Origin of the sequence: Altererythrobacter sp. TH136 (assembly GCF_007065885.1) — a bacterium.
Lineage (GTDB): Bacteria > Pseudomonadota > Alphaproteobacteria > Sphingomonadales > Sphingomonadaceae > Tsuneonella.
The window spans coordinates 1,480,538-1,506,236 of sequence record NZ_CP041409.1; the positions used below are offsets into that span (position 1 = coordinate 1,480,538).

Here is a 25,699-nt window from a genome sequence, read left to right on the forward strand (position 1 = left end):
CTCAGGCTGCGTCGTCGCTCTCGTCGAGGCCATAGGCGGTGTGGAGGACGCGCACGGCGAGTTCGGTCTCGTCCTCGTCGATCATGACGCTGACCTTGATTTCGCTGGTGGAGATCGCCTGGATGTTGATCGCCCGCTCGGCCAGGCTCTTGAACATCGTCGCGGCAACGCCCGCGTGGCTCTTCATGCCGACGCCGACGACGCTGATCTTGGCGATCTTGCTGTCGGTGATGATCCGGTTGAATCCGATCTCGTCGCGCCGGTCCTCCAGCAGCGCCTGCGCCCGCGCAAGGTCGGTCATCGGGACGGTGAAGGTCACGTCGGTCTCGCCCTTGTCGCGGCCTACGTTCTGGATGATCATGTCGACGTTGATGCTCGCTGCGGCGAGCGGTTCGAAGATATGCGCCACCGCGCCGGGCTTGTCGGGCACGCGGGTGAGGATGATCTTGGCTTCGTTCTTGTCATGCGCGATGCCGGTGACGTGCTGGCGTTCCATTTCGCCTCTCTCCAATATTTCGTCCATCTCGCTTTCCGAGACGATCATCGTGCCGGGAATCTCGTCGGCGGGCACCGCGTCGTCGCCGATGAAGCTCGAGAGGACCTGCACCCGCACGCCCTCCTTCATCGCGAGGCCGACGGAGCGGGTCTGCAGCACCTTGGCCCCCACGCTCGCGAGTTCGAGCATTTCCTCGTACGTCACCGCTTTCAGCTTGCGCGCCTTGGCGACGATGCGGGGATCGGTGGTATAGACCCCGTCGACATCGGTGTAGATGTCGCACCGGTCCGCCCCGATCGCCGCCGCCACCGCGACCGCGGAAGTATCGGAACCGCCGCGCCCGAGCGTGGTTACCCGACCATCGTGGCCGACGCCCTGAAACCCGGGGATGACCGCGATCTCGCCCGCGGCCATGCTGGCGAGCAATGCATCACTGTCGATATCCTCGATCCGTGCCTTGGCGTGCGCCTCGATCGTGCGGATCGGCACCTGCCAGCCCAGCCACGAGCGCGCCCGGCAGCCCAGCGCCTGCAGGGTCAGGGCGAGGAGGCCGCTGGTAACCTGTTCTCCGCTCGCGACCACCACGTCATACTCAGCTGGGTCGTAAAGCGGGTTGGCCTCGCGGCAGAAATTTACGAGCCGGTCGGTTTCGCCCGCCATTGCGGAGACCACCACTGCGACCTCGTTGCCGCCCGCCGCCTGCTTGCGCACGATGTTGGCCACGCGGCGGATGCGCTCGGTCCCGGCCATCGACGTGCCGCCGAATTTCATCACGATCCGCGCCAAGCTGTGTTCGCCTCTGCTGGAAGTGCCTCGGCCGCGCTGTTACGCAGTGGGCATGACCGATGCAACCGAGCCTGCCGATATCAATTCTTTGCTCCGACCAAAGCAGGCGGGGCTGACGATCCGCGCCGAAGAGGCCGCACATTTCGGGCGGCTGGCGGCCGACTGGTGGGATCCCAGGGGTTCGTCCGCCATGCTCCACCGCTTGAACCCGGTGCGGCTGGGCTTCATCCGCGACGCGATCGACCGGCACTGGCAGGTCCCGCAGGACGCCGTGCGTCCGCTCGCTGGCCGGACCGCGCTCGATGTCGGGTGCGGGGCGGGATTGCTGTGCGAACCGCTTGCCCGGTTGGGCGCGGCGGTGACCGGGATCGACGCCGCGCCCGAGAACGCGGCGGTCGCGCAGGCGCATGCCGAGGGTGTCGGCCTCCCCATCCGTTATCTGGCGGGGGAGGTGGGGTTGGTCGACGGCGCCTTCGATCTCGTCACCGCGATGGAAGTGATCGAGCATGTCGCCGACAAGTCGGCGTTCGTCACCGATCTGGGCGCGCGGCTCGCGCCGGATGGCCTGATGGTCCTCTCCACCCCCAACCGCACCCGGCGTTCGCAGCTGCTGCTGGTCGACGCGGCCGAGGCGGCTGGCATGATCCCGCGCGGCACGCACCGGTGGGACGATTTCATCACGCCTGACGAACTGCGCGCGCTGCTAGCGGACGCCGGGCTGACGATGGGCGAGCCGCGGGGCATCGCCTTCTCGCCGGGGAAAGGCCTGCACCTCTCGCCCGACCTGTCACTGAACTACATCGTCACGGCCGTGCGGACCGCCTGAGCGGCGCCGCCAAAGCCGGATCATCGGTGAACACCCCGTCGACCCCGGCGGCGGCGAGCACGCCCCAGGCGGCCGCGTAATCGCCGGCTACGGCGGGATCGCTGCCCGTCCTGAGCGATGCGGGGAGAAAAGCGTTTTCCTTGCGCAACGTCCAGGCGTGGACTTTCAGGCCGGCGCCGTGCGCCTGTTCGACCAGACCGGTCGGCTTGCCATCGGCGCCCGCGATCAGCCGCATCTCCGCGCCGATCGCATCGGCGTACTTGGCGATCTCTCCGAGGCCTGTCGCCGTGAGCATGTCGGCATAGGTAGCCGCCGCCTCGTCCGCTGGCCCGCCTTCCGCCGACACCAGCTGCACCAGCCGCGCGTCGGTGAGCTTGTCGAGCCGCTTCAGCGGGGCCACCTCGAAGCTCTGGATGAAGACCGGCGCATCGGCCGTATCCAGCCCTTCCTTGCGGAGAGCCGTGACCAACAGATCGACGCTGTCGATTCCCTGGGTAAGCAGAAATGTGGGATGCTTGAGTTCGGGATAGAGCCCGATGCGGTGCCCCCGCTCGGCCTCCTTGGCGCGGACCAGCGCGACGATCTCCGCCAGCGTCGGCACCTGATAGAGGCCATCGTACCGGGCATTCGCGCGGCGCAGGTCGGGCAGCCGTTCGCGGGCGCGCAGCGTCCGCAGCTCGGCCAGGGTAAAGTCCTCGGCAAACCAGCCGTTGACCAGCCGACCGTCGATCTCCTTGCTCCGGCGCCGATCGGTGAATTCATCGCGCGAGCCGACATCGGTGGTGTCCGACAGTTCGTTCTCGTGCCGGGCGACCAGCACGAGGTCCTTGGTCACCACCAGATCCGGCTCGATGAAGTCCGCCCCTGCATCGATCGCGCGCTCGTACGCCGCCAACGTGTGCTCCGGCCGCTCGCCGCTCGCGCCGCGATGCGCGATGATCAGCTGCGCCTGCGCCGGCATGGCGAGCGCCAGGGCGGCGAATGCAAGGAAGATGCGCATGGGGCTTACCGTATCGTTGCCGCGACGAACCTCAGCCGAGCTTCGCGGACCATTCCGCCTCGTCGAAGCCGACCAGCAGGCCGTCTCCGCATTCGATCACCGGACGGCGAATCATCGACGGATGCGCGGCCATCAGGCGAATCGCCTTTTCGGCATCGAGGTGCTCCTTCTGCGCCGGCTCCAGTTGGCGAAAGGTGGTGCCGCCGCGATTGAGCAGCTTTTCCCAGCCCACCGCCTGGACCCACGCCCGCAGGCGGTCCTGATGGGCGCCCTCCTTCTTGTAGTCGTGGAAGGTATACGCCGTGCCTTTGGCGTCGAGCCAGCTCCGCGCCTTTTTCACCGTGTCGCAGTTGGGAATGCCGTAGAAGTCGATGGTCATGATCCTGGTCCGGTAAAGTGGTGGATGCGCGGGTCGGCGCAGGCGAACAGCGTGTAACTGGCGTAGTAACTCGTCCGGCCCTTGTGCTGCACTGTGCGGTGCTCGGCAAGGCGGCCCCAGCTTCGCGCCGAAGCCTCGTCGTCCCACTCGCTGATCGCGACCACCTCGCCGTCGTCGGCGGTGTACGACTTGAAGCTGCGGTAGCCGGGCTGGGCGGCGGCCATGCGGGCCATCTCGTCGGCGTCTGCGGAGTAGGCGGCCGCATCCAGGTCGGCGCGCTTGCGGTTGCGGAAGACGACCAGGAACATCAGCCGCTGCCCCCTCCGCCAGTGGGAGAAGTGTCACACGTGTCACACTGTTCTGGACCAGAAATCCCGAGCTCGCCCGTGCCTCTTATTCGAATGGCAGGAAGGGCAGCGGGGAAGCTCATGGAAACGGGCTTAGCAAAGCAGCGCCGAGTAGGAAAATCATCCCCCCAAATGCGCATCGGCAATCGCCACTGCCAGCGCATCGGCGGCATCGGCCCCGGCGACTGCGACGCCAGGCAGCAGCACCTTGAGCATCGCCTGCACTTGCGCCTTTTCCGCAGCGCCGGTGCCGACCACCGCTTTCTTGACCAGCCGCGCTGCGTGCTCGCGCACCGGCACGCCCGCCCGCCCGCAGGCGGCGAGGACCGCGCCCCTCGCCTGCGCGAGCTTGAGCGTCGATTGCGGGTTCTTGTTCACGAACACCTCCTCGATCCCGACGCGGTCGGGGGCGTGGACCGAGATCAGCGCGGCGACCGCATCATGGAGGTGGTGCAGCCGCTCGGCCATCGGCGCCTTGGCATCGGTCGGCACCTGCCCGTTGGCGACATGCGTCAGCCGCGAACCCTCCGACCGCACCACGCCCCAGCCCGTGCAACTGAGCGAGGGATCGAGGCCGAGGATGATCAGAGCCGCAGCCCGAGCCGCGGGCCGAAATGCATCATGGCGAGATAGAGCACCACCGTGAGCAGGCAGCCCGCCAGAAGCGAACCCCAGAAGCCCGCGCCCGCCCGCAACAGCACCGGAATGATCAGGAACATCGGCAAGCTGGGCAGCACGTACCAGAAGGTCGCCGCGGAATGGATCGCCATGTTCTCCGCGTCGGGCCGTTGATGCCACAGGAAGATCATGCCCAGTACCGACACCAGCGGCAGCGAGGCGACGATCGCCGCAGTCGCGGGCAGCCGCCGGCCGATTTCAGAGATGGCGGCGATCATCGCCCCGGCGAGCAGCGCCCTGGCGACCAGCGCCCACATCTAGCCGAGCGTCTCGGCGATCTCGTCACTGACGGTGTAGTTGCCCCACACGGTCTGCACGTCGTCATCGTCCTCCAGCGCGTCGACCAGCTTGAACAGCGTCGGCGCGTCGCCTTCCGCGACGTCGACCGTCAGGTTCGGCTTCCACGCCAGCTTGACCGATTCCGGTTCGCCGAGCACCTTTTCCAGATTGCCGGCCACTTCGTGCAACGCTTCCATGTCGGTCCAGATTGTGTGACCGTCTTCGCCGCTCTCCACATCGTCCGCGCCCGCCTCGATCGCGGCTTCGAGGACCTTTTCCTCATCGCCCGCGCTTTCCGGATACTCGATCATGCCCTTGCGCTCGAACCCGTGGCTCACCGCGCCGGTGGCGCCGAGATTGCCGCCGTTCTTGGCGAACGCGGTGCGCACGTTGGTCGCGGTCCGGTTGCGGTTGTCGGTCAGCGCCTCGACGATCAGGGCGACGCCGCCGGGGCCGTATCCTTCGTAGCGGATTTCCTCGTAGTCATCGCCTTCGTTCGCGCTCGCCTTGTCGATCGCGCGCTGGATGTTGTCCTTGGGCATCGACAGCGACTTGGCATTGTTCACCGCCAGCCGCAGCCGGGGGTTCATGTCCGGATCGGGCGCCCCCATCTTGGCGGCCACCGTGATTTCGCGGCTGAGTTTCGAGAACATCGCGGAGCGCTTCTTGTCCTGCGCGCCCTTGCGGTGCATGATGTTTTTGAACTTGGAATGGCCTGCCATAAGTCCGTTCTTGACCAGTGTGAGATGGAACGGGGGCGCATTAGCCGCATGAGCGGGCAACCCACAAGAGGCGCCCTGCCGCCAGCGACCAGCCAGCGTTCGGGCCGCGGCTGGGTGCCGGCGCAATGGCGCGCGTTCGCCGCTTTCCTGCGCCGCCCGCGGCTGCCCGATCGGGCCGAACTGTCGGTGGCCGGATCGCTGCGCGCGCTGGTGCCCCTGCTCGTGCTTGACCTGCTGCTGATGGCGCTGGTGCTGGCCGCGATCGGCGCGGCGACGGCGCTGGGTTTCAAGTTGCCCGAACACATGCTCGGCGGGCTGGAGCTGACCCCCGCGCTGCTCGCGTTCATGCTGGTGGGTGCCCCGGTGGGGGAAGAAATACTGTTCCGTGGCTGGTTATCGGGTCGGCCCGGCCACATCATCGGCAGCCTGCTGTGCGTGATTGGCGCGGCGCTGGTGGCGGGCGGCGCCGCGGCGGGAGCGGCCGGCAGCGGTGGCGTCGCCGTCTGGTCGATCGCCGCCGGCGGCGGGGTGCTGCTGCTTGCCGCGCTCACGGTGTTCGCCCTGCGCAAGCGGGACGCTCTGCATTGGTTCCAGCGGCACTTCGCCTGGTTCTTTTATGCCAGCACGCTCGCGTTTGCCGCGATCCACCTGTCCAATTTCGCGGGCGCGGGCGCGGCATCGATGGCCGCCATGCTGCCGCTGGTCCTGCCCCAGTTGCTGCTGGGCCTGATCCTGGGGTTCGTGCGCGTGCAGCACGGCCTGCTGACCAACATCAGCCTGCACGCGCTGCACAACGCCCTGTTCGCATCCCTGATGCTGCTGGGACTGGAGTGATCGTTATCCGTTGACGCCTACCCGTTTACAATCGTCCCGCCGTTGGGGTGCAGCACCTGCCCCGACATGTAGCTGGAATCCTCGCACGCCAGGAACAGGAACGCAGGGGCAACTTCGTTGGGCTGGCCGGGCCGGCCCATCGGCGTGTCCTCGCCGAAGGTCTTCATCTTTTCCGGCGAGGAACCGCCGAATGGATTGAGCGGGGTCCAGATCGGCCCCGGCGCCACTCCGTTGACCCGAATGCCGTCCTCGATCAGGTTGGCCGACAGCGACCGCGTGAACGCGGTGATCGCGCCCTTGGTGCTGGAATAATCGAGCAGTTCCTTCTCGCCCGCGTACATCGTGATGCTGGTGCAGTTGATGATGGATGCCCCTTCCTTGAGGTGCGGCCGCGCCGCCTGGACAAGGTAGAACATCGAAAAGATGTTGGTCTGGAACGTGCGCTGGAGCTGTTCGACGGTGATGTCGCGGATGTCCTTGTCGGGATGCTGTTCGCCCGCGTTGTTGACCAGCACATCGAGCCGGCCCCACTTCTCGATCACCTTGTCGACCAGCGCCTGCCCCACCGCCGGGTCACCCAGATCGCCGCGGTGGAGCAGCGCCTCGCTGCCTTCCTCCGCGATCCGGTCGGCGACGAACTGCGCGTCGTCGTCCTCTTCCAGATAGGCGATCGCGACCTTGGCGCCTTCGCGCGCAAACAGGATCGCGGTCGCGCGGCCGATGCCGCTGTCGCCGCCGGTGACGATCGCCACCTTGCCCTCCAGCCGCCCGGAGCCGGGGTAACGCGGCTGCCAGTCCGGCTTGTCGTCCATCTGGCTTTCATGCCCCGGCATCCGGGGTTCTTCGCTGGTTTCCTCGACGTGGGCGGCGTCGACGGTTTCGAGGTCCTGGGTATCTTGCGTCATCGGGATGAGTGTCCTTTCACCCATCCCAACCGCCGCTCCCCCGCCCGCGTTCCGCCGCTTCGTCGCGCGCAGGCCTCAGCCCAGGCCGAGCGCGTTCTTGTACACCTCCAGGATCGATTCCATCTCCGCCCGGTCGTCGGGCTTCATCTTCCTGAGTCGCACGACCTGGCGCATGATCTTGGCGTCATAGCCGACCGCCTTGGCCTCGGCGTAAACGTCGCGGATGTCGTCGGCGATGCCTTTCTTCTCTTCCTCGAGGCGTTCGATACGCTCGATCAGCAGGCGCAGGCGGTCGTCGGTGGCATCGGCCATTTCACTTAGGCTCCGGTAGAATGTGAGAATCGGTTGCCGGCTCGATAGCCAGCCCGCCCGGGGGTTTGAAGGTGCGGTGGAAAAGTTCTCTATCCGTCCCCGTTCAGCTTGAGGCTCGCCTCCATCCGCGCGAGCTGTTCGGGCGTGGCGGGTGACTGGTGGCGCGCTTTCCACTCATCGGCGGGCATCCCGTGGATCAACGCGCGGGCGGCCGCCTTGTCGCCGGGGAACCCAGCCTCGCCGATCCAGTCCGCCAGGCAGTTACGGCAGAAGCCGGCAAGGCCCATCAGGTCGATGTTCTGCGCATCGGTCCGGTGGCGCAGGTGGCGCACCAGCCGGCGAAACGCCGCCGCGGCGTGGGCATCGTCAAGCTGATCGAGCGGGTCGGGCTGGGTCATCGCGATCCTGTCTTGGCGCTTGAACTGGTCGGGCCGCCTGCCCTAGGCGCACGCCTATGCAGAAACTCCAGCCGCGCAACCGCAAGGTCAAGATTCTCGCCACCGTCGGCCCGGCGAGCAGTGCGCCCGAAATGCTCCACAAGCTGCTGCGCGCGGGCGCCGATGCCTTTCGCGTCAACATGAGCCACGGCGAACATGCCGATCACGCGGCGACGATCAAGGCGATCCGCGACCTGGAGAAGGCGACTGGCCGCCCGATCGCGATCCTCGCCGACCTACAGGGGCCCAAGCTTAGGGTCGGCAAGTTCAAGGGCGGACAGGCGGTGATCCGCCACTCGGGCCACTTCACCCTCGACCGCAATCCCGAACCGGGCGACGAAACCCGGGTCGAGCTGCCGCACCCGGAGCTGTTCGCGGTCCTGCAAAAGGGTCAGCGCCTGCTGATCAACGATGGCAAGATCCGGCTCAAGGTGATCAAGGCGGAACCCGACAGCGTGCTGTGTTCGGCGGAGGTCGGCGGGGTGATTTCCGACCGCAAGGGCGTCAACGTGCCCGACGCGGAAATCCCGATTCCCGCGCTCACTGAAAAGGACCGGCGCGATCTTGCCTTCGCCGTGTCGCACGGCTGCGACTGGATCGGCCTGTCGTTCGTCCAGCGGCCGGAGGACCTGGCAGAGGCGCGGCGGCTGATGGGCGGCTACGGTTCGCTGTGCGCCAAGATCGAGAAACCCTCTGCCGTGCGCCGGCTGGACGAGATCATCGAGCTCAGCGACGGGATCATGGTCGCGCGCGGGGATCTGGGCGTGGAGCTCGATCCCGAGGAAGTCCCCCCGCTGCAGAAGCGGATCGTCAACGCCGCCCGCACCGCTGGCAAGCCGGTGATCGTCGCGACGCAGATGCTCGAATCGATGATCGAGAGCCCCACCCCGACGCGGGCCGAAGTGTCCGACGTTGCCAACGCGGTCTATGACGGGGCGGACGCGGTGATGCTGTCGGCCGAGACGGCGGCGGGCGAATGGCCGGAAGAAGCGGTCGGGATCATGGACCGGATCGCCACCCAGGTGGAGCGGGACGATGCGTACCTGTCGCGGGTGCGGTTCCTCGATACGCCCCCCGACCGGACCACTGCCGACGCCTTGAGCCATGCCTGCATGACGATCGCCGACACCGTGTCAATCGCCGCGATCGTGGTGTTCACCGGTTCGGGCAGCACCGCGCGGCGGGTGGCGCGCGAACGGCCTAGCGTGCCGATGCTGGTGCTCACGCCGTCGGTCCGGACCGCCCGGCGCATGGCGCTGCTGTGGGGAGCGCAGGCGGTCTCGACCAAGGACATCGGCAGTTTCGAAGAGATGATCGCCAAGGGCAAGCGGATGGCGCTGCGCAGCGGCATCGGCCAGGCGGGCAGCAAGCTGATCGCGCTGGCCGGCGTCCCGTTCGGCACCCCGGGCAGCACCAACCTGCTGCACGTGGTGACGCTGTCGGGCGACGAGCTGTCGAAGCACGCCCGCCGGTCCGTGGTCTAGCCGGCAGCCGCGCGCTCCAGCCGCTGGCGCGCTTCCTTCTCGCCGATCAGCGGCAGCAGCGCGTGCATGTCGGGTCCGTGGTCGCGCCCGGTGAGCGCCTGGCGCAGCGGCATGAACAGCGCCTTGCCCTTGCGGCCGGTCGCCTGCTTGAGCGCGCCGGTGAGCGCGCCCCACGGGTCGTCGCTCCAGGTCAGGTGCGCGGCGGCCTCGGCGAGGAAGCCGCGATCGTCGGCTTCCAGCGCGGGCGCTGCGACGGGTCCGGCGATGACCTGCCACCAATCGGATGCGTCTGCGACGGTCTCAAGGTTCGGGCGCACCGCCAGCCACGCCGCCTCGCTCATCCCGGCAGGCAGGCGGTCGGCCACCTGGGCAAAGCTTAGCTGGTGCACGATCGCGTGGTTGAGCCGCTCGAGTTCGGCCTCGTCAAACCGCGCGGGCGCGCGGCCGAATGTCGACAAGTCGAAGCTATCCGCCAGCACCGCAATGTCGGCGATGGGCTCCACCGGCAGCGACGTGCCGAGCCGCGCCAGCAGCGCGGTCACCGCCTGCGGCTCGATCCCGCTGTCGCGCAGGGCGCCCACCGACAGCGAGCCCAGCCGCTTCGACAGCTTGCCCTCGCGCCCGACCAGCAGCGCCTCGTGCGCGAAGCGCGGCGGCTCGGCGCCAAGAGCGGTGAACATCTGGGTCTGCGCGGCGGTGTTGCTGACGTGATCCTCGCCCCGCAGCACGTCGGTCACGCCCATCTCGATATCGTCGATCGCGCTCGGCAGCATGTACAGCCACGATCCGTCGGCCCGCCGGACCACCGGGTCGGACAGCTGAGCGGGTTCGAAATGCTGGGGGCCGCGGATGCCGTCGAGCCACTCGATCGGCGCGCCGTGGTCCAGCTTGAAGCGCCAGTGCGGCGCCACGCCCTGATCGGCAAATCGCGCGTGATCAGCGTCGTCCAGCGCCAACCCCGCGCGGTCGTAGATCGGCGGCAGCCCGCGCCCGAGCTGGATCTTGCGCTTCAGCTCCAGCTCCTGCGCGGTTTCGTAGCAGCGATAAACGCGGCCCGCGGCGCGCAGCCGCTCGAAAGCGTCCTGGTAGATCGGCGCGCGAGCCGACTGGCGCTCTTCGCCGTCGATCGTCAGCCCCAGCCACGCGAGGTCGGCCCGGATCGCCTCGACATACTCCTCGCGGCTGCGCTCCGCGTCGGTGTCGTCGATCCGCAACAGGAACCTGCCGCCGGACTTGTGCGCCAGCAGCCAGTTGTGCAGCGCGGTGCGGATATTGCCGACATGGAGGTGCCCGGTGGGCGACGGCGCGAAACGGGTGACGGTCATGGCGGGTGCCATAGCCGAACCTACGCCTGGGTGAAGCGCGCGCGCACCTTTTCCAGATCGGCCAGCATCGTATCGATCGCGCGGTTGTCCTCCAGCGAGCCGTGATCGCGCACATAGGCAGCCAGTTCGGCAATCTCGATCCGCGCGCCTTCGATCTGGCCGGGCAGTTCCCAACGGGCCTTGGCGATCGCGCGGTCGAACCGCTCCGCCGCCTCGTCCGCCAGCCCGGCAGGGCGCTTGCGGGCGACGAGCCGCCAGCAATCGCGTGCGCGGGCAAAGGTCTTTTCCAGATGCTTGCGCACCACGCGGACCGCCAGCGCCGGCTCGCCCGCCGCGACCATGCCATCGAGTGCGGTGAGATTGCGCACGGTCGCCCAGCCCGTGAAATGGAAGCTCGGCAGCGCCATCAACCACCGCGCCACCAGCTCGGTCTCGCACGCTTCGATGTAGCGGCGGACCAGCGGCAGCGAGAGGCTGTCACCGCGATCGAGGAACAGCTGCGCGCCGTCGTCGGGGGAGATTTCCCCCGCCCGGCCGGCCTTGGAGGCGGCGACCTCGATCGCCTCCAGATCGACCCGGAAGTTGCGGAAGCGCGGCTTGGCGCGCGCGACGAAGCTTTCGCCGAGCGCGGCGAGATGCGGCGGCGGGGGCGGCGCGTCTTCGAACAGCAGGCGGTCGAACGGATTGGGTTCGTCTTCGGTCATCGGCTCAGTTCAAACAGGGCGTACTCTGCGCGCAGGTTGGCAGCGGCGGCGCCAATGGCCCGGTCGCCGGCGAAGTACCACGCGCGCTCGCAGCGGACGCCCTTGGCGGCGATCAGCTCGCGGAAGTCGGCCACGGTCACGTGGTGGATGTTCTGCGTCTCGTACCAGCTGACCGGTAAATGGCGCGTCACCGGCATCCGCCCCTGGAAAGCCAGCGCCGCGCGCGTGCGCCAGTGGGCGAAGTTGGGAAAGCTGACGTACGCCTGCCGCCCGACCCTGAGCAGTTCGTCGAGCATCCGGTCGGGCCGCGCGGCGGTCTGCAAGGTCTGGCTTAGCACCGCGTAGTCGAACGCCTTGTCCGGATAGTCGGCCAGATCGCGGTCGGCGTCTCCCTGGATGACGCTCAGCCCGCGCGCCACGCAGCGTTCGACCAGCGCGGGATCGACCTCCATCCCCCGCGCGTCGCAGCCCCGGTCCTGCAACGCCGCCATCAGCGCCCCGTCGCCGCACCCCACGTCGAGCACGCGCGTGCCCGGCTGCACATGGCTGGCGATCACCGCCAGGTCGGGCCGCAGCGCGCTCATCCCAGGAACCCCGCCACCACCCGGTCGAGCGCCGGCACGTCGAGCAGGAAGCTGTCGTGACCAAAGGGCGCGTTGAGCTCGACGAAGCTGACCGCGGCGCCCGCTGCATTCAGCGCGTGGACCACGTGGCGGCTTTCGGCGGTGGGGTAGAGCCAGTCGGAATCGAAGCTGACCAGGCAGAACCGCGCCGGCGTCCCGGCAAACGCGCTGGCGAGCATCCCGCCGTGTTCTTCGGCGATGTCGAAATAGTCCATCGCGCGGGTGATGTAGAGATAGCTGTTGGCGTCGAACCGCTGGGTGAACCCGGTTCCCTGATAGCGCAGGTAGCTTTCGATCTGGAAATCGGCGTCAAATCCGAACGTCTTCGCTTCACGGTCCTGCAGGTTGCGGCCGAATTTCTCGGTCAGTCCGGCTTCCGACAGGTAGGTGATGTGCGCCGCCATCCGCGCGACCGACAGCCCTTTGTCGGGGGCCCGGCCGGTGCCGTAGTAATCCCCGTCTTGCCAGTCGGGATCGGCCATCACCGCCTGGCGGCCGACCTCGTGGAAAGCGATGTTCTGTGCCGAATGGCGGGCGGTCGTGGCGATCGCCAGCACCCGTTCGGCGCGGTCGGGAAAATTGGCGGCGAGGCTCAGCGCCTGCATCCCGCCCATCGACCCGCCGACGACCGCGTGGAGCCGCTCGATGCCGAGGCCATCAAGGAGGGCGATCTGCGCGCGGACCATGTCGCGGATGGTGATCACCGGAAAGCGCTTGGCCCACTGCCGGCCGTCGAGTGTCAGGCTGGCGGGGCCGGTCGAGCCCATGCAGCCGCCGATCACGTTGGCGCAGACCACATGGAAACGATTGGTGTCGATCGGCTTGCCCGGGCCCACCATTCGTTCCCACCAGCCCGGCTTGCCGGTGGTCGGATGCGCGCTGGCGACATACTGGTCGCCGGTCAGCGCGTGGCACAGGAGGATCGCGTTGCCGCGGTCCGGCGCCAGTTCGCCATAGGTCTGGTAAGCGACGGTGACGCCGTCCAGCGCCTGCCCGCCGTCAAGGGGCAACGGCTGGGGCAACGTGAAGCCTTGGGAAGCGGTCGTCGGGGCCATCGCAGCGGGATCACCGGTTGGAGGGAGGGTCGTTGCCTCTAACCGCTTGCCTCCAGCTTGTCGAAGGGCCGCATTTTCTTTGATGCAGCCTTTCCCCGCCTGTCCTAGACGCGCCGGCATGAACAGCCGGCCCACCGCCAAGCCCTGGATTTCCGCGATCCACGCCTATGTCCCCGGCAAGGCAAGCGGCGCGGGCGGGCAGCCGCTGGTCAAGCTGTCGGCCAACGAGAATCCCCTCGGGACGCCGCCCGCCGCACTGGAGGCGATGGCCCGCGCGCCGTCCCCCAGCCGCTATCCCGATCCCGATTCCACCGCGCTCCGGCAGGCGCTGGGCGCTAGGCACGGGATCGATCCGGCGCGGATCGTCTGCGGGACCGGCTCCGACGAATTGCTCAACCTGGCGGTGCAGGCGTTCGCGGGTCCGGGGGACGAGGTGCTGTTCCCGCGCTACAGCTTCGCGGTGTACGAGATCGCCGCCCGCCGCTGCGGGGCCTTGCCGGTCGAATCCGCCGATGCCGACTATGGCTGCGACGTCGACGCACTGCTTGCCGCGGTCACACCCCGAACCCGGGTGGTGCTGCTGGCCAATCCGAACAATCCCACCGGCACGTTCCTGCCGCGCGCCGAAGTGGCGCGGCTCCACGCCGGGCTGCCCGCTGACGTGCTGTTCGTGCTGGATCAGGCGTATGCCGAATACCTTGCGCCGCAGGACGACGACGGCGGGCTCGCGCTCGCGGCCGCGCACGAAAACGTGCTGGTGACGCGCACCTTTTCCAAGATCTACGGCCTTGCGGGTGAGCGGATCGGCTGGGCGACCGGCGCGGCCGAGTTGGTGGGCGAACTCAACCGCATCCGCGGGCCGTTCAATGTCACGAACCAGGGGCAGGCGGCCGCACTGGCCGCGCTGGCGGATGACGAGTGGGTCAGCCGCTCGCGCACCGTCAACGCCGCCGAGCGGGCGCGGTTCGTTGCGGCGATCGAAGCGCTGGGCAACCATGGCGTTCGCGCGGTGCCGAGCCAGGGCAACTTCGTGCTGGTGACGTTTGGCGGAAACTTGCGCGCCGAAACCGCGCTGCAGGCAATCGCAGAGGCGGGCTTCGCGGTGCGGCACCTGCCGGGCCAGGGCTTGCCGAATGCGCTGCGCATCACGATCGGCCTTCCCGACCAGATGGACGCGGTGGTCGCCGCGATCGCCCAAGCCGCCGAGCGCGCGGGATGAGCTTCTCGCGCGTTGCGGTGATCGGCCTCGGGCTGCTCGGCGGCTCGGTCGGGCTGGCGGTGCAGGAGAACTTGCCCGGCTGCGACACCACCGGGTTTGACGCCGATCCGGACGTGCGCCGCCGCGCCGCCGAACGCGGCCTGGTGGCGCGGGTGTGCGACACCGCCTCCGACGCGGTCGCTGGCGCCGAGCTGGTGATCTTCTGCGTGCCGGTCGGCGCGATGGAGCAGGCCGCCGCCGATCTTACCGGCGCTCTGATGCCCGATGCGATAGTCAGCGATGTCGGCTCATCGAAAGCGGCGGTCGCTGAGGCGCTGCGCCGCGCGCTGCCTGGCGTCTGCGTGATCCCCGCCCACCCGGTCGCGGGCACCGAGCGCAGCGGGCCCGATGCGGGCTTTGCGCACCTGTTCCGCCATCGCTGGTGCATCCTCACGCCTGCCGCCGACACCGACCCCGCGGCGGTCGCGAAATTGTCGGCGTTCTGGGAGGCGCTGGGCGCGGATATCGAGATCATGGACGCCGCGCACCACGACCTCGTGCTCGCGGTCACCAGCCACATCCCGCACCTGATCGCCTACACTATCGTCGGCACCGCATCGGACCTCGAGGACGTGACCCGGGGCGAGGTGATCAAGTATTCCGCCGGTGGCTTCCGCGATTTCACCCGCATCGCGGCGAGCGATCCGACGATGTGGCGCGACGTGTTCCTCTCCAACCGCGAGGCGGTGCTGGAGATGCTCGGCCGCTTCACCGAGGATCTCACCGCGCTGCAGCGTGCGATCCGGCGGGGTGACGGCGAGGCGTTGTTCGACCTGTTCACTCGTACCCGGGACATCCGCCGCTCGATTGTCGAGCAGGGGCAGGACGATGCGCGGCCCGACTTCGGCCGCAGCGATCACTGACCTTCGCGGTTCAGCGCATTGATCGCCGCGTGGACCCGCGCTTCGGCCTCCTCCCGCGGCAGGCTGGCGGGTATCGCTTCGCCGAACCGGTAGGTGATCACGCCGCTGCGCTTCCACTTGCGGTGATACAACGGCCCGCTGTCCACCGCCACCGGCACCACCGGCAGGCCGAGCAGCTTGTACAAGCCGGCAAAGCCCGATTGCAGCGGCGGCTCGGTCCCGTGCGGCACGCGGGTGCCTTCAGGAAACAGCACCAGCGGACGCCCTTCGGCCACCAGCGCCTTGGCGGCCGAGATCATCGCCCGCAGCGCCTTGGGACCCTGGTCGCGCGCCACCGGCACCAGTCCGAACGCGCGGGCCGATGGTCCCCACAGGGGGATCGAGAACAGTTCTTCCTTGGCGAAGACCGAGGGGTTCACGAGCAGTGCGGGCTGGTCGATCGCTTCGAAAAAGCTCTCATGCTTGATGGCGTAGAACGCGGCCCCTTCCGGCGGCCTGCCCTCGACCCGGATGCGGATGCCGAGGAACACGCGGGCGCAGAAGCGGTGATACTGCGACCAGCCCCGCACCACCTTGCGGAACGCCTTCTGGCTGAACAGCAGCATCAGCAGCGAGCCCGAGGTGTAGCCGATCGAGCCGACGTAGAAGAACAGGTAGAACAGGAGGCTGCGCAGCACGGCCATCGTCAGGTCCCTTGCGGCCAGAGGCGCGCCGCGGTGCTCGCCAGCAGCTTGTTGTATTCCAGGAACAGGATGCCGAGCCGCGGGCGCGAGGGCACGGCGTCGCGGATCACGCTGATGTTGGCGGGCAGCGCCGATTCCAGCTCACCCGCCGCCCGGCGCATGTGCCAGTCGGTGGTGACGAGCCGCAGGGAGCGGTAGTCGTGGTGGTCCATCCACGCAGCGGTTTCCGCCGCATTGCCGCGCGTGTCGACGGCGGCGAAGCCCAGGGTGACGCAGCATTCCATGGTCTGGGCGCGAACCTTGTACTCGGCGGCGAACTCGGCAGGGCGCACCTCGCGGTCGACCCCGGTGACCAGTATCGCGTTCGCCTGGCGCGCTGCCAGCAGTTCCAGCCCGCGGTCGATCCGACCCGGCCCGCCTGTCGGCACCACGATCGCGTCGGTGCGTCCGGCGTCGGCAGGCTGCGGCAACGCGGCGGCGAACCACAGGAAGCCGAATGCGTACAGTAGCAGGACAAAGGCCAGCGTGCGGCGGATCACAACATTCTCCTCAATGCACCCAGCACCGTCAGCCGCGCGGTGAGCATGGCGATCATCACGCCGATCACCGGGATGGCCGCGATCAGCAGCCAGTCGATCGTGCCGAGCCCGCCGCCCGCCACCATGCCGGACCCCAGCGCCGCGAACTGCCGGCCGAGAACCACCACCGCGACCAGCCCCAGTCCCAGCCCGACCGCCCCGCCCGCGGCGGCGTCGAAGGCGACCGACCGTTGAAAGATGCGGGCGATCTGCGCGTCGGTGCCGCCCAGCAGGTGGACGATTTCGATAGTCCCGCGATTGCCGCCGAGCGCGCTGCGCGCCGCCAGCCACACCGCCGCCGCGCTGGTCAGCGCCAGCAGCACGACCAGCGCGATCGCCAGCCACTGGAGCGAGGAGATGGCGGTGAACACCGGGCCCAGCCAAGCCGATTGCGCGTCGACCCGCGCGGCGGGGGCGACCGCCGCCAGCGACCGGCGCAGCGCGCCCAGGCGCTGCGCGGTGGCGGGTCCGCGCAGTTCCACGTCGATCAGCGCCGGGACCGGCACCGCCTCGTCCCCCGCGCCGCCCAACCAGGGATCGAGCAGGGCGTCGAGCTCGGTTTGCGGCACCACCCGCACGGCGGCGACATCGCGGGAGCCGGCCAGCGCGCGCGCGGCGGCGCGGGTCTGGCGGTCACGCTCGGCGGCGAGCGGCTCGACGATCTGCACCGTCGCGGCACCGGATAACTCGGTCCGCGCGCTGTCGGCCAGGTTGCTCAGTGCCAACCCGCCGGCGCCCGCGATCACTGTCAGCGCGACCATGATCGCGATCACCCACGGCATCGGCCCGGCGAGGCGCGCGTGCGGCACCAGCGCGGCGGCGCGTTCGCCGCCGAACGGCACGAGGCTGCGCGCCACCGCGCGGGCAAGCACCGGCGGCCGCTTCACGCCAGCGCCTGAACGCGCGGTTCGCGCCGGGGCGGGTAGCGCAGGGCCCCGGTGGGATCGGACAGCCGTCCCTTGTCGAGGCGCATGATCAGCGAATCCGGCACCTTGCGCAGCAGGTGCACGTCGTGGGTGGCGACCACCACGGTGGTGCCGAGCCGATTGAGCGCTTCGAACAGGCGCAGCAGTTTCAGCGCCATTTCGGGATCGACGTTACCGGTCGGCTCGTCCGCCACCAGCATGTCGGGCCGGCCGATCACCGCGCGCGCGATGGCGACGCGCTGCTGCTCGCCGCCCGACAGGGTTGCGGGCCGCGCGTCGGCCCGGTGCGTCAGCCCGACCCAGTCGAGCATGTCGCTGACCGGCTTGCGAAGCTCCGCCTCGCGCACGCCCGACACGCGCAGCGGCAGCGCCACGTTGTCGAACGCCGACAGGTGGGGGATCAGCCGGAAGTCCTGGAACACCACGCCGAACCGGCGCCGGAACGCGGGCAGCCGCTCGCGCGGGACGGTGATGACATCGGTCCCGAACATGCGGATCGCCCCGCGCGAGGGACGCTGCGCCAGGTACAGCAGCTTGAGCATCGAGGTCTTGCCCGCGCCGCTCGCCCCGGTGAGGAAATAGAAGCCGCCGGGGTGCAGGGTGAACGACACATCGCTCAGGATTTCGCGGTCGGTGCCGTATCGCAGCCCCACGTTGTCGAACGTGACCACCTCGCCCCCATCGGCATTCACCGCGTGGCACCAAGTACAAAAGGGGAATATCGCGCGGTAATCATCGGCGAAAGCGCTATAGACCGGCTTCCATGTGGAAAAAAGCCGTATGGCAGGGTGATGCACGGCGGCGCATCTTGTGCACGCGCCCCGCTTGCGTCAGATTCTTTACCATGATCATCTCCTGCCCCGCCTGCACGACGCGCTACGTTGTGCCGGACAGCGCCATCGGCGCGGAAGGGCGGACGGTGCGATGCGCCAAATGCCGTCACAGCTGGTTTCAGGATGGCCCCGAGCTGGAGGGCGCGCCTCCCCCCGCAGCGTCGCCGGAACCCCCAGCCGCTGCTCCGGCGCCGTGCGCCTCGGCGGTGCCGCCGACAGCAGCCCGGTCCGGCATCGTCTCCGCGCCGGAAACCGGGTCTCAGCCAGAACAGGAGCCAGAGCCGCCGATCTACGACGATCCTGCCGAGGCGCCCGCGCCCACGGTGGTCGAAACCACGCCGGCACCCGAGCCCGCCGCGCAGGATTACGGCGAGGAAATCTCGCAGTTCGATTATGCCCCGCCGTTCCGTCCGCGCCGCAATCTGGCGAAGGTGTGGACCGCCGCCGCCGCGCTGTTCGCGGTGCTGGCGCTGGGCACGGTGGCGGCCGTCAATTACTGGGGCCTGCCCGACTGGGTGCCCGTCAGCCGGCCGACCTTCGCGCTGGGCCAGCCCGACCTGGTGCTCGATTTCCCCCGCCAGAAGCAGGAGCGGCGCACGCTACCGAACGGGACCGAATACTTCGGCGCCAGCGGCACGGTGAAGAACGTCGGGCGTGAAACCCGCACCGTGCCGTCGATCCTGGTGGTGCTGCGCGATGCGCGCGAACGGATTGTCTACAGCTGGGAGATCGCCCCGCCCAAGTCGTCGCTCGCCCCGGGCGAGACGATGACCATCACGCAGGCAATGGCCGACGTCCCCCGCTCGGCCAAATTCGCCGAGATCGGATGGAAGCCGGCCTGACCGATCAGGCGCCCGCGAGCACGTCCCCGACCGAGGCGTATTCGTACCCCAGTTCCTCGGCCACCGCTTGATACGTCACTTTGCCGGCGTGGACGTTGAGTCCCGCGCCAAGGTGCGGGTTGCGCCGCAGCGCCTCACGCCAGCCGAGTTCGGCGATCTTCAGCGCGTGCGGCAGGGTCACGTTGTTGAGCGCGTACGTGCTGGTTCGCGCCACGGCGCCCGGCATGTTGGCGACGCAGTAATGCACGATGCCATCGACCACGTACGTCGGGTCGGCGTGAGTCGTGGCATGGCTAGTTTCGAAACAGCCGCCCTGGTCGATCGCGACATCGACCAGCACCGCGCCCGGCTTCATGCACTTCAGCATGTCGCGGGTGACCAGCTTGGGCGCGGCCGCTCCGGGGATCAGCACCGCGCCGATGACGAGGTCCGCCTCGCACAGCATCTGTTCGATGTTCGCCTGGTTGGAGAAGCGCGTCTTGGCGCGGCTTTCGAAATGGGTGCCGAGCCGTTCGAGCACCTCGGGATCGCGGTCGAGGATGGTGGTGTCGGCGCCCAGGCCGACCGCCATCTGCGCGGCGTTGAACCCGACCACGCCGCCGCCGATCACCATCACCTTGCCCGGCAGCACGCCCGGCACGCCGCCCAGCAGCACACCGCGCCCGCCGTGCGCCTTTTCCAGTGCCGTCGCGCCCGCCTGGATGCTCATCCGGCCAGCGACCTGGCTCATCGGCTTGAGCAGCGGCAAGGTGTTGCCCGGCCCGGTCACCGTTTCATACGCGATGCCGGTCACGCCCGATTTCACCAGATCGGCGGTCTGCTCCGGATCGGGGGCCAGGTGCAGGTAGGTGTAGAGCACCTGGTCCGCGCGCAGCTTGGCGCGTTCGACCGCCTGCGGTTCCTTGACCTTTACCACCATCTCGCACTGGGCGAAGATCGGATCGGGCCCGTCCTGGATCAGGGCGCCCGCCTGGCGGTACTGGCCGTCATCCGCCCCGATGCCGAGCCCGGCGCCGGTTTCCACCCACACCTCGTGCCCGTGGGCCGTCAGTTCGCGGACGCTTTCGGGGGTCAGGCCGACGCGGTATTCGTGATTCTTGATTTCCTTGGGGCAGCCGATGCGCATCGCCGTGCTCTCCTTTTGTGCGCGCGCTCGTTACAGTTGCAACCATCGGGCGGCAAGAGGCGCCGGCGCCGCCAATCCCGCACATGCGTCATGCACTTGTCACACTTACGCCGTAATGCGGTCGGGAAAGTTTCACAAAAGCTTCATCAGGGAGCCCGCTCACGTGACGATCGCACGCCTCTCGCTGTCAGCCGCAGCGCTCGCCATCGCCTGTGGGTGGATCACTCCCGCCGCGGCTCAGGATGCGGCGGTGGCACGCGAGCTTGCCGCGATGCGCGCCCAGATGGCGGCGATGGCGGACCGCATCGATTCGCTGGAGGCTGAACTCGCCTCCGCCAAGGCCGCGCCGCCGGCCCCTGCTGACGCCACCGCCGCTGCGACTGCACCGTCCCAACCGGCGGCCGCGACCGACGTCGCGTGGAAAGGCGCGCCGGAGGTCAGCACCGCCAGCGGGTGGAGCTTCAAACCGCGCGGCCGGATCCAGCTTGACGCGGGCACCGTCAGCAGCCCGGCGGGCGTCACCGATGCCAGCACCGGCTTCAGCAGCGAACTGCGCCGCGCGTACCTCGGCGTCGAGGGCAAAATGCCGGGCGGCTTCGGCTATCGGGCGGAAATCGATGTGGCCGCAAGCTCGGTCGAGGTGACCGATCTTTACCTGACGTATCAGGCGTCCGAACAGGTTGGCCTCACCCTCGGCCATCAGAAGCCGTTCTGGGGTCTGGAGGAAATGACCAGCGACCTGTTCACCAGCTTCACGGAGCGGGCGGCGGTCAACACCGCGTTCGGCTTCGAACGCCGGCTGGGCCTCAGCGCTTCCTACAGCGCCGGCGACGTGCTGCTGCAGGGCGGCGTGTTCACCGACAACGTGGCCGATCTCGAAGACGACGAAAACAACGCGCTTTCGGTCGATGGCCGGGCGGTATTCATGCCGAAACTGGGCGGGGCGCAGCTCCACCTTGGCGGATCGGTCCACTACCGCGAACTCAACGATGCGGCATCCAGCGTGCGCTATCGCGTGGGGCCGCTGATCCACAGCACCGACATCCGCTTCATCGACACCGGCAATCTCGCGGCCACCCGCGAGCTGGGCTACGGGCTGGAAGCGGCATACCTCAAAGGCCCGGTCCACATCGCGAGCGAGGCGCACTGGCAACGGGTCAACCGGCCCGGCGCGCTGACCGACCCGACCTTTTTCGGCGGCTACGTGGAAGCCGGCGTGTTCCTGACCCGGGGCGACAGCCGCGGCTACAAGGGCGGCGTGTTCGATCGGGTGAAGCCCAAGCGCCCGGTGGACAAGGGCGGTTTAGGGGCGGTGCAGGTCAACCTGCGCTATGACTATCTCGATCTGGTCGACGCGGGCGTGATCGGCGGCAAGCAGGACGGGTACGAGCTGGGCCTGGTGTGGACACCGACCGATTATACCCGGTTCATGGCCAGCTATGGCCACCTGGTCTATTCGCGCGCCGCGCTGCCGGCCGCGGGCGGGAAGCGCAATTACGCGGTGGACGCGCTGGGGATGCGCGCGCAAATCGACTTCTGATCATCACGCGGCTGTCATCCGCCTGTCACACGCCGCCCCCACAGGGGCGGTCGATCCATTGCCAAGGGGCCCAACACATGCACCTCAAGACTTTCGCCTTCGCCGCCGTATCGGCGCTCACCCTCGCCGCTTGCGGCAGCTCCGGCGGCGCGGGCGGCGCGCGTGACACGATCCGCGCGGTCGGCTCGTCCACCGTCTATCCCTTCGCCAAGAAGGTCGCCGAAGATTACGTGGCCGCCAACCAGGGGATGAAGAGCCCGCTGATCGAATCGACCGGTACCGGCGGGGGTATCAAGCTGTTCTGCGCCGGCCTTGGCCAGGCGACCCCCGACATGGTCAACGCCAGCCGGCGGATGAAGGCGAGCGAGTTCGCCGACTGCCAGAAGAACGGCGTGACCGACGTGGTCGAGGTGCAGGTCGGGCTTGACGGGATCGCGTTCGCATCCGCCAAGGGCGGCATCGTGCTGCCGCTGACGCCCGAGATCGTCTACAAGGCGCTCGCCGCCCGGCCGTACGGCAAGGAACAGACCGCCAAGACCTGGGCCGATGTCGACCCGTCGCTGCCCGCCAAGCCGATCCTGGTCTACGGCCCGCCCTCCACCTCCGGCACCCGCGACGCGCTGAAGGAACTGATCCTCACCAAGGGCTGCGAAAGCGACCCCGCGATGAAGGCGCTGAAGGACAGCGACAAGGACAAGTTCGAACAGGTCTGCACCGAAGTCCGGTCGGACGGCGCCTATGTCGACCAGGGCGAGCAGGACAACCTCATCGTCCAGAAGATCGAAGGCAATCCCAACGCGGTCGGCGTGTTCGGTTTCTCGTATCTCGAGGAGAACGGTGAAAAGCTGCAGGATCAGCCGATGAACGGGGTCGAGGCGACGTACGACAACATCTCGACCTTCAAGTACCCCGGCGCGCGGCCGCTATATGTCTATTACAAGAAGCAGCACGTGGGCGTGATCCCCGGCCTGTCCGAATTCATCACCCAGTGGACCATGAGCTGGGGCAAGGATGGCCCGCTCGCCAAGGTCGGCTTCGTCGCCGCGCCCGACGATGTGCAGGCCACCGCGCGGCAGAACGCCACTCAGGGCACGGTGATGACGGCCGACGGGCTGAAGTAAGCGTCGCCCGCGCCTCACAAAAAAAGCCCCGCCGGCACGGACCGGCGGGGCTTTTTTGCTACTTGGCCTGCGGCCTAGAAATCGAGGCTGACGCGCCCGTACACGAAGCGGCCGTTGAAGCCCGATGGCGAGAACTGGCTGAACGGGATGAAGTACCCGTTGAGGCCGTAGTTCTGCCCGCCGTCGAGACCGAAGCGGACCCGGTCGGGGTAGCTGTCGAACAGGTTGTTCGCGCCCACCGCCAGTTCCAGCCGGTCCATGACCTTGGCGCGCAGTTCGGCGTCGGTCACCCACTGCTTGGACAGGACCTGGTCGCGCGCCGCATCCACGCCGGGGATCAGCACCTCGCCAAAGCGGTTGGCCCGCGCGGTGAAGCCGAAGATGCCCGAATCCCAGTCGAACCCGACGTTGAGCTTGGTGCGTGGCTGGCCGCGCGTGAGCCGCAGCGATTCCTGCCGGCCGAACAGGGTCAGCCCCGGCAAGGTGGGCAGGACGGCCGCGTCGGTGATCTTCGTCTTGTTGTGGCTGAAGCCCGCGGTCAGCGACAGGTTGCCGAGGCCCATGTCGGGCACGCGGTAGGTGCCGACGATCTCGTAACCGCGGGTGCGGGTGTCGATGCCGTTGACGAAGAACCGCGCCGAGCTGACGTTGTTGAAGCCGTTCTGCTGCAGCAGCGAAACCACCGCCGCGCCTTGCAGGATTTCGGTCACCACGATCCGGTCATCGATGTCGATGTTGTAGTAATCGGCCGTGATGTTGAGCCCGGGGATCAGCGAGAACGTCGCGCCTCCCGACCAGTTGAGCGACTTTTCCGGCTGGAGCGGCTGCGAACCCAGCACTACCGCGACGGGGTTGTTCACCGGCACTGTCAGAATGTCGACGAGCACGCCGTTGACGTTATTAGTCGAGGTGGTGGCGTAGAACTGCTGCTGCAGCGAAGGAGCGCGGAAGCCGGTCGAGATCGACCCACGCAGAGCGATGCCGTCGATCGGTTCGAACCGGGCGGCGGCCTTGCCGTTGATGGTGTCACCGAAGTCGGAGAAATCCTCGTACCGTCCGGCCAGCTGGATGGTCAGCGCGTCCGACAGGTCGGTCTCCAACTCAAGATACGCGGCCTTCGAATTGCGGCTGGCGTCCACCTCGTTGGCAGGGCGGAAGCCTGGGAACACCTGCGCGCCGGCCGGAGCGAACAGCGGAGCCGGGGCGAACGGACCGCCGGCGTAGCTCTGGAAATCGCCGGCCACGATGCGGAAGTTCTCGTCACGGTATTCGGCGCCGAACGCGACCGACACGCCGCTGCCGATGCCAAAATCGAACGTGCGTTGCAGATCGAGGTTCGCCGTCGTCTGGCCGAAGCGGAGCGATCCGGCATCGAACTTGCGCTGGCTCGCTTCGCCGAAGCTGACGTTGAAGCTGTTCTCGACCCCGAACTGGAAGCGGTTGGTGCCGTAGACCACGCTGGCATCGTAGTTCCATTCGTCACCGAATGTCCCCCGGATGCCGGCGGCGGCGGCGATATCCTCGATGTCGCCGGTGATCAGCGGGAGGAAGCCATCGGCGTAATACGGCACGAACGCGGTGGTGGAGGCCGAGAAATTGCGGTTCCGCGCATCGTTGGCGCGGCGATAGAAGCCGGCGCTTTCGGAATCGCGCCGGTTGTAGCTGGCAAAGGTGTAGAATTCGGCCGCCGGTGACAGTTCGTAGCCCGCGTTGATGAACGCCGTGAAGTCGGTCGTCTGCGGGTCACCGTACCGGTGCGTATAGCGGTCGATGGTCTGCTCGCGCGGATCGGCGAGTCCGCCGGCCAGGCTGGGGTACTGCTGGCGCGGATCGGCGCCCGAGCGGTTGGTCGGGTTCTTGTCCTGGTACTGGAGCGCGACGTTGAGATAGCCGCCGGGCCCGACCGGCAGGCCGAGCGCGGTGGCCAGCGTCAGCGTGCCGCCATCGCGCCGCTTCCGTTCGCGGCCGGTGTCGGTCAGCTGGTAGACGCCGCCCGCGCCGGCCGTGGTGTCGAGCACCGGCTGGCCGTTCGCACCCAGCACCGGTCCGCCCTGCTGCAGCACATCGTCCATCGTGGTGATGTACTTGCCATAGGTGACTTGCGCCCGGTTGCCTTCCCGCTTGCGCAGCTGGACGTTGATCACGCCGGCGATCGCATCGGACCCGTACTGCGACGAGGCACCGTCGCGCAGCACCTCGATCCGCTCGATCGCGATCGGCGGGATGGTGTTGAGATCGACCGCCGCCGAACCGCGTCCGACCGAGCCGTTGAGATTGAGCAGCGCCGAGGTGTGCCGCCGCTTGCCGTTGACCAGCACCAGCGTCTGGTCCGGCGCCAGGCCGCGCAGCGTCGCCGGGCGTACCGCGTCGGTGCCGTCGGTGATGGCGGGCTGGGGGAAGTTGAAGCTGGGCACCAGCTGGTTGAGGATGCGGTTGGTGTCGGTGTAGCCGTTGTCGGTCAGCTGATCGCCGCCGATGACGTCGATCGGCACCGGGCTGTCGGCCACGGTGCGATCCGTCCGGCGGGTGCCCGTGACGATGATCTGTTCTTGCGGGGTTGCCTCGCCCGCCGCCGAAGCCGCCGTTTCGTTGGGCACATCCTGCGCCGCCACCGGCAGCGCGACCGATGCGACGATCAGCGCCGAGGCCGATGCGAGCAGACGTGAGGATTGACGTGACATAGATGACCTCCCTGGTTTGACGGGAAATTACATTCATGCCGCGGGAACGCGTACTA

Annotated in this window: 28 protein-coding genes; 8 read left to right on the forward strand and 20 right to left on the reverse strand. The window is 68.2% G+C overall.

Annotated features, from left to right (window positions below; all coding sequences use genetic code 11):
* Nucleotide 1: 1 nt before the first annotated feature.
* Nucleotides 2-1,267, reverse strand: coding sequence for an aspartate kinase (locus C0V74_RS07125; protein WP_210413471.1), 1,266 nt, complete (start codon nucleotides 1,265-1,267; stop codon nucleotides 2-4).
* A 67-nt stretch (nucleotides 1,268-1,334) separates the two neighbouring features.
* Here C0V74_RS07125 and ubiG point away from each other — a divergent pair, with 67 nt between their 5' ends.
* A complete protein-coding gene (ubiG, locus tag C0V74_RS07130) occupies nucleotides 1,335-2,108 on the forward strand; it encodes a bifunctional 2-polyprenyl-6-hydroxyphenol methylase/3-demethylubiquinol 3-O-methyltransferase UbiG (protein WP_143251195.1) in 774 nt (257 codons plus the stop codon).
* Here ubiG and C0V74_RS07135 read toward each other — a convergent pair.
* The 6 genes from C0V74_RS07135 to C0V74_RS07160 all read right to left on the reverse strand — a co-directional run bounded on the left by C0V74_RS07135 (nucleotide 2,086) and on the right by C0V74_RS07160 (nucleotide 5,513).
* Nucleotides 2,086-3,108 (reverse strand): glycerophosphodiester phosphodiesterase family protein, encoded by a 1,023-nt coding sequence (locus tag C0V74_RS07135; RefSeq protein ID WP_143251196.1) that lies wholly within the window; start codon nucleotides 3,106-3,108, stop codon nucleotides 2,086-2,088. The genes ubiG and C0V74_RS07135 overlap by 23 nt on opposite strands.
* A gap of 31 nt (nucleotides 3,109-3,139) precedes the next feature.
* Nucleotides 3,140-3,487 (reverse strand): arsenate reductase, encoded by a 348-nt coding sequence (locus C0V74_RS07140; protein WP_143251197.1) that lies wholly within the window; start codon nucleotides 3,485-3,487, stop codon nucleotides 3,140-3,142.
* Nucleotides 3,484-3,795, reverse strand: coding sequence for an antibiotic biosynthesis monooxygenase (locus C0V74_RS07145; protein ID WP_143251198.1), 312 nt, complete (start codon nucleotides 3,793-3,795; stop codon nucleotides 3,484-3,486). Before C0V74_RS07145 ends, C0V74_RS07140 begins: the two co-directional genes overlap by 4 nt.
* Nucleotides 3,796-3,954: 159 nt before the next feature.
* Entirely contained in the window at nucleotides 3,955-4,422 is a 468-nt protein-coding gene (gene ruvC, locus C0V74_RS07150; protein ID WP_143252213.1) for a crossover junction endodeoxyribonuclease RuvC, read from the reverse strand.
* Nucleotides 4,419-4,769, reverse strand: coding sequence for a DUF3147 family protein (locus C0V74_RS07155; protein WP_143251199.1), 351 nt, complete (start codon nucleotides 4,767-4,769; stop codon nucleotides 4,419-4,421). Before C0V74_RS07155 ends, ruvC begins: the two co-directional genes overlap by 4 nt.
* Nucleotides 4,770-5,513, reverse strand: a complete 744-nt coding sequence (locus C0V74_RS07160) for a YebC/PmpR family DNA-binding transcriptional regulator (protein WP_143251200.1) — start codon at nucleotides 5,511-5,513, stop codon at nucleotides 4,770-4,772.
* 48 nt (nucleotides 5,514-5,561) lie between these two features.
* Here C0V74_RS07160 and C0V74_RS07165 point away from each other — a divergent pair, with 48 nt between their 5' ends.
* Entirely contained in the window at nucleotides 5,562-6,347 is a 786-nt protein-coding gene (locus C0V74_RS07165; protein WP_168194180.1) for a CPBP family glutamic-type intramembrane protease, read from the forward strand.
* A 17-nt stretch (nucleotides 6,348-6,364) separates the two neighbouring features.
* On the opposite strand, the gene C0V74_RS07170 is transcribed toward C0V74_RS07165, so the two are convergent.
* The 3 genes from C0V74_RS07170 to C0V74_RS07180 form a co-directional block, all read right to left on the reverse strand.
* Nucleotides 6,365-7,180, reverse strand: a complete 816-nt coding sequence (locus C0V74_RS07170) for an SDR family oxidoreductase (protein WP_143252214.1) — start codon at nucleotides 7,178-7,180, stop codon at nucleotides 6,365-6,367.
* Between the two features lie 147 nt (nucleotides 7,181-7,327).
* The gene (locus C0V74_RS07175) at nucleotides 7,328-7,564 is read right to left on the reverse strand and encodes a DUF2312 domain-containing protein (protein ID WP_131622732.1); all 237 of its coding nucleotides are present in this window, start codon (nucleotides 7,562-7,564) and stop codon (nucleotides 7,328-7,330) included.
* A gap of 89 nt (nucleotides 7,565-7,653) precedes the next feature.
* Nucleotides 7,654-7,962: a DUF1244 domain-containing protein gene (locus C0V74_RS07180; protein ID WP_131622734.1), complete on the reverse strand. Its 309-nt coding sequence runs from the start codon at nucleotides 7,960-7,962 to the stop codon at nucleotides 7,654-7,656.
* A 56-nt stretch (nucleotides 7,963-8,018) separates the two neighbouring features.
* Between C0V74_RS07180 and pyk the strand changes: the two genes are divergently transcribed.
* Nucleotides 8,019-9,485 (forward strand): pyruvate kinase, encoded by a 1,467-nt coding sequence (gene pyk / locus C0V74_RS07185; protein ID WP_143251202.1) that lies wholly within the window; start codon nucleotides 8,019-8,021, stop codon nucleotides 9,483-9,485.
* Here the strand turns inward: pyk and gltX are convergent.
* Genes gltX through C0V74_RS07205 form a run of 4 tightly spaced genes read right to left on the reverse strand, consistent with a single transcriptional unit; the run spans nucleotide 9,482 to nucleotide 13,192 of the window.
* Nucleotides 9,482-10,810: a glutamate--tRNA ligase gene (gltX, locus tag C0V74_RS07190; protein WP_143251203.1), complete on the reverse strand. Its 1,329-nt coding sequence runs from the start codon at nucleotides 10,808-10,810 to the stop codon at nucleotides 9,482-9,484. The genes pyk and gltX overlap by 4 nt on opposite strands.
* Nucleotides 10,811-10,830: 20 nt before the next feature.
* Nucleotides 10,831-11,514: a hypothetical protein gene (locus C0V74_RS07195; RefSeq protein WP_143251204.1), complete on the reverse strand. Its 684-nt coding sequence runs from the start codon at nucleotides 11,512-11,514 to the stop codon at nucleotides 10,831-10,833.
* Nucleotides 11,511-12,098, reverse strand: a complete 588-nt coding sequence (metW, locus tag C0V74_RS07200) for a methionine biosynthesis protein MetW (protein ID WP_143251205.1) — start codon at nucleotides 12,096-12,098, stop codon at nucleotides 11,511-11,513. The genes C0V74_RS07195 and metW overlap by 4 nt, the downstream gene beginning before the upstream one ends.
* The gene (locus tag C0V74_RS07205; RefSeq protein WP_143251206.1) at nucleotides 12,095-13,192 is read right to left on the reverse strand and encodes a homoserine O-acetyltransferase; all 1,098 of its coding nucleotides are present in this window, start codon (nucleotides 13,190-13,192) and stop codon (nucleotides 12,095-12,097) included. Before C0V74_RS07205 ends, metW begins: the two co-directional genes overlap by 4 nt.
* A gap of 82 nt (nucleotides 13,193-13,274) precedes the next feature.
* Here C0V74_RS07205 and hisC point away from each other — a divergent pair, with 82 nt between their 5' ends.
* A complete protein-coding gene (gene hisC / locus C0V74_RS07210; RefSeq protein ID WP_246844789.1) occupies nucleotides 13,275-14,411 on the forward strand; it encodes a histidinol-phosphate transaminase in 1,137 nt (378 codons plus the stop codon).
* Nucleotides 14,408-15,313 carry a prephenate/arogenate dehydrogenase family protein gene (locus C0V74_RS07215; protein ID WP_143251207.1) on the forward strand — a complete coding sequence of 302 codons (906 nt, stop codon included), beginning with the start codon at nucleotides 14,408-14,410 and terminating at the stop codon, nucleotides 15,311-15,313. Before hisC ends, C0V74_RS07215 begins: the two co-directional genes overlap by 4 nt.
* Here the strand turns inward: C0V74_RS07215 and C0V74_RS07220 are convergent.
* From C0V74_RS07220 to ftsE, 4 genes are read right to left on the reverse strand one after another with little or no spacing between them, the layout of a single operon-like run.
* The gene (locus tag C0V74_RS07220) at nucleotides 15,307-15,996 is read right to left on the reverse strand and encodes a lysophospholipid acyltransferase family protein (RefSeq protein ID WP_143251208.1); all 690 of its coding nucleotides are present in this window, start codon (nucleotides 15,994-15,996) and stop codon (nucleotides 15,307-15,309) included. The two genes, C0V74_RS07215 and C0V74_RS07220, sit on opposite strands and share 7 nt — an antisense overlap.
* 2 nt (nucleotides 15,997-15,998) lie before the next feature.
* Nucleotides 15,999-16,535: a YdcF family protein gene (locus tag C0V74_RS07225; RefSeq protein ID WP_143251209.1), complete on the reverse strand. Its 537-nt coding sequence runs from the start codon at nucleotides 16,533-16,535 to the stop codon at nucleotides 15,999-16,001.
* On the reverse strand, nucleotides 16,532-17,461 hold the full coding sequence (locus C0V74_RS07230; protein WP_143251210.1) for a cell division protein: 930 nt from the start codon (nucleotides 17,459-17,461) through the stop codon (nucleotides 16,532-16,534). Before C0V74_RS07230 ends, C0V74_RS07225 begins: the two co-directional genes overlap by 4 nt.
* Complete coding sequence (ftsE, locus tag C0V74_RS07235) at nucleotides 17,458-18,192, reverse strand: cell division ATP-binding protein FtsE (RefSeq protein WP_131623062.1); 735 nt, start codon at nucleotides 18,190-18,192, stop codon at nucleotides 17,458-17,460. Before ftsE ends, C0V74_RS07230 begins: the two co-directional genes overlap by 4 nt.
* A 152-nt stretch (nucleotides 18,193-18,344) precedes the next feature.
* Here ftsE and C0V74_RS07240 point away from each other — a divergent pair, with 152 nt between their 5' ends.
* Nucleotides 18,345-19,175, forward strand: coding sequence for a zinc-ribbon domain-containing protein (locus tag C0V74_RS07240; protein WP_143251211.1), 831 nt, complete (start codon nucleotides 18,345-18,347; stop codon nucleotides 19,173-19,175).
* 4 nt (nucleotides 19,176-19,179) lie between these two features.
* Here the strand turns inward: C0V74_RS07240 and ald are convergent, their stop codons facing one another.
* The gene (gene ald, locus C0V74_RS07245) at nucleotides 19,180-20,301 is read right to left on the reverse strand and encodes an alanine dehydrogenase (RefSeq protein WP_143251212.1); all 1,122 of its coding nucleotides are present in this window, start codon (nucleotides 20,299-20,301) and stop codon (nucleotides 19,180-19,182) included.
* Nucleotides 20,302-20,464: 163 nt separating this feature from the next.
* On the opposite strand from ald, the gene C0V74_RS07250 reads away from it, so the two are divergent.
* Together C0V74_RS07250 and C0V74_RS07255 are read left to right on the forward strand one after the other, a co-directional pair.
* On the forward strand, nucleotides 20,465-21,841 hold the full coding sequence (locus C0V74_RS07250; RefSeq protein ID WP_246844790.1) for a porin: 1,377 nt from the start codon (nucleotides 20,465-20,467) through the stop codon (nucleotides 21,839-21,841).
* Nucleotides 21,842-21,918: 77 nt separating this feature from the next.
* Entirely contained in the window at nucleotides 21,919-22,962 is a 1,044-nt protein-coding gene (locus tag C0V74_RS07255; RefSeq protein WP_143251213.1) for a substrate-binding domain-containing protein, read from the forward strand.
* Nucleotides 22,963-23,036: 74 nt separating this feature from the next.
* Here the strand turns inward: C0V74_RS07255 and C0V74_RS07260 are convergent, their stop codons facing one another.
* Complete coding sequence (locus C0V74_RS07260) at nucleotides 23,037-25,643, reverse strand: TonB-dependent receptor (protein WP_143251214.1); 2,607 nt, start codon at nucleotides 25,641-25,643, stop codon at nucleotides 23,037-23,039.
* Nucleotides 25,644-25,699 lie beyond the last annotated feature (56 nt).

Bases quoted from the DNA above. Each gene is read 5' to 3' on its own strand.
- ald (WP_143251212.1), bottom strand. From the start codon at position 20,301: ATGCGCATCGGCTGCCCCAAGGAAATCAAGAATCACGAATACCGCGTC.
- hisC (WP_246844789.1), top strand. From the start codon at position 13,275: ATGCAGCCTTTCCCCGCCTGTCCTAGACGCGCCGGCATGAACAGCCGG.
- C0V74_RS07195 (WP_143251204.1), bottom strand. From the start codon at position 11,514: ATGACCGAAGACGAACCCAATCCGTTCGACCGCCTGCTGTTCGAAGAC.
- C0V74_RS07205 (WP_143251206.1), bottom strand. From the start codon at position 13,192: ATGGCCCCGACGACCGCTTCCCAAGGCTTCACGTTGCCCCAGCCGTTG.
- C0V74_RS07215 (WP_143251207.1), top strand. From the start codon at position 14,408: ATGAGCTTCTCGCGCGTTGCGGTGATCGGCCTCGGGCTGCTCGGCGGC.
- C0V74_RS07140 (WP_143251197.1), bottom strand. From the start codon at position 3,487: ATGACCATCGACTTCTACGGCATTCCCAACTGCGACACGGTGAAAAAG.
- metW (WP_143251205.1), bottom strand. From the start codon at position 12,098: ATGAGCGCGCTGCGGCCCGACCTGGCGGTGATCGCCAGCCATGTGCAG.
- C0V74_RS07165 (WP_168194180.1), top strand. From the start codon at position 5,562: ATGAGCGGGCAACCCACAAGAGGCGCCCTGCCGCCAGCGACCAGCCAG.
- C0V74_RS07180 (WP_131622734.1), bottom strand. From the start codon at position 7,962: ATGACCCAGCCCGACCCGCTCGATCAGCTTGACGATGCCCACGCCGCG.
- C0V74_RS07135 (WP_143251196.1), bottom strand. From the start codon at position 3,108: ATGCGCATCTTCCTTGCATTCGCCGCCCTGGCGCTCGCCATGCCGGCG.
- ubiG (WP_143251195.1), top strand. From the start codon at position 1,335: ATGACCGATGCAACCGAGCCTGCCGATATCAATTCTTTGCTCCGACCA.
- pyk (WP_143251202.1), top strand. From the start codon at position 8,019: ATGCAGAAACTCCAGCCGCGCAACCGCAAGGTCAAGATTCTCGCCACC.
- C0V74_RS07170 (WP_143252214.1), bottom strand. From the start codon at position 7,180: ATGCCGGGGCATGAAAGCCAGATGGACGACAAGCCGGACTGGCAGCCG.
- C0V74_RS07255 (WP_143251213.1), top strand. From the start codon at position 21,919: ATGCACCTCAAGACTTTCGCCTTCGCCGCCGTATCGGCGCTCACCCTC.
- gltX (WP_143251203.1), bottom strand. From the start codon at position 10,810: ATGACCGTCACCCGTTTCGCGCCGTCGCCCACCGGGCACCTCCATGTC.
- C0V74_RS07220 (WP_143251208.1), bottom strand. From the start codon at position 15,996: ATGGCCGTGCTGCGCAGCCTCCTGTTCTACCTGTTCTTCTACGTCGGC.
- C0V74_RS07160 (WP_143251200.1), bottom strand. From the start codon at position 5,513: ATGGCAGGCCATTCCAAGTTCAAAAACATCATGCACCGCAAGGGCGCG.
- C0V74_RS07145 (WP_143251198.1), bottom strand. From the start codon at position 3,795: ATGTTCCTGGTCGTCTTCCGCAACCGCAAGCGCGCCGACCTGGATGCG.
- C0V74_RS07125 (WP_210413471.1), bottom strand. From the start codon at position 1,267: ATGAAATTCGGCGGCACGTCGATGGCCGGGACCGAGCGCATCCGCCGC.
- C0V74_RS07155 (WP_143251199.1), bottom strand. From the start codon at position 4,769: ATGTGGGCGCTGGTCGCCAGGGCGCTGCTCGCCGGGGCGATGATCGCC.
- C0V74_RS07260 (WP_143251214.1), bottom strand. From the start codon at position 25,643: ATGTCACGTCAATCCTCACGTCTGCTCGCATCGGCCTCGGCGCTGATC.
- C0V74_RS07175 (WP_131622732.1), bottom strand. From the start codon at position 7,564: ATGGCCGATGCCACCGACGACCGCCTGCGCCTGCTGATCGAGCGTATC.
- C0V74_RS07240 (WP_143251211.1), top strand. From the start codon at position 18,345: ATGATCATCTCCTGCCCCGCCTGCACGACGCGCTACGTTGTGCCGGAC.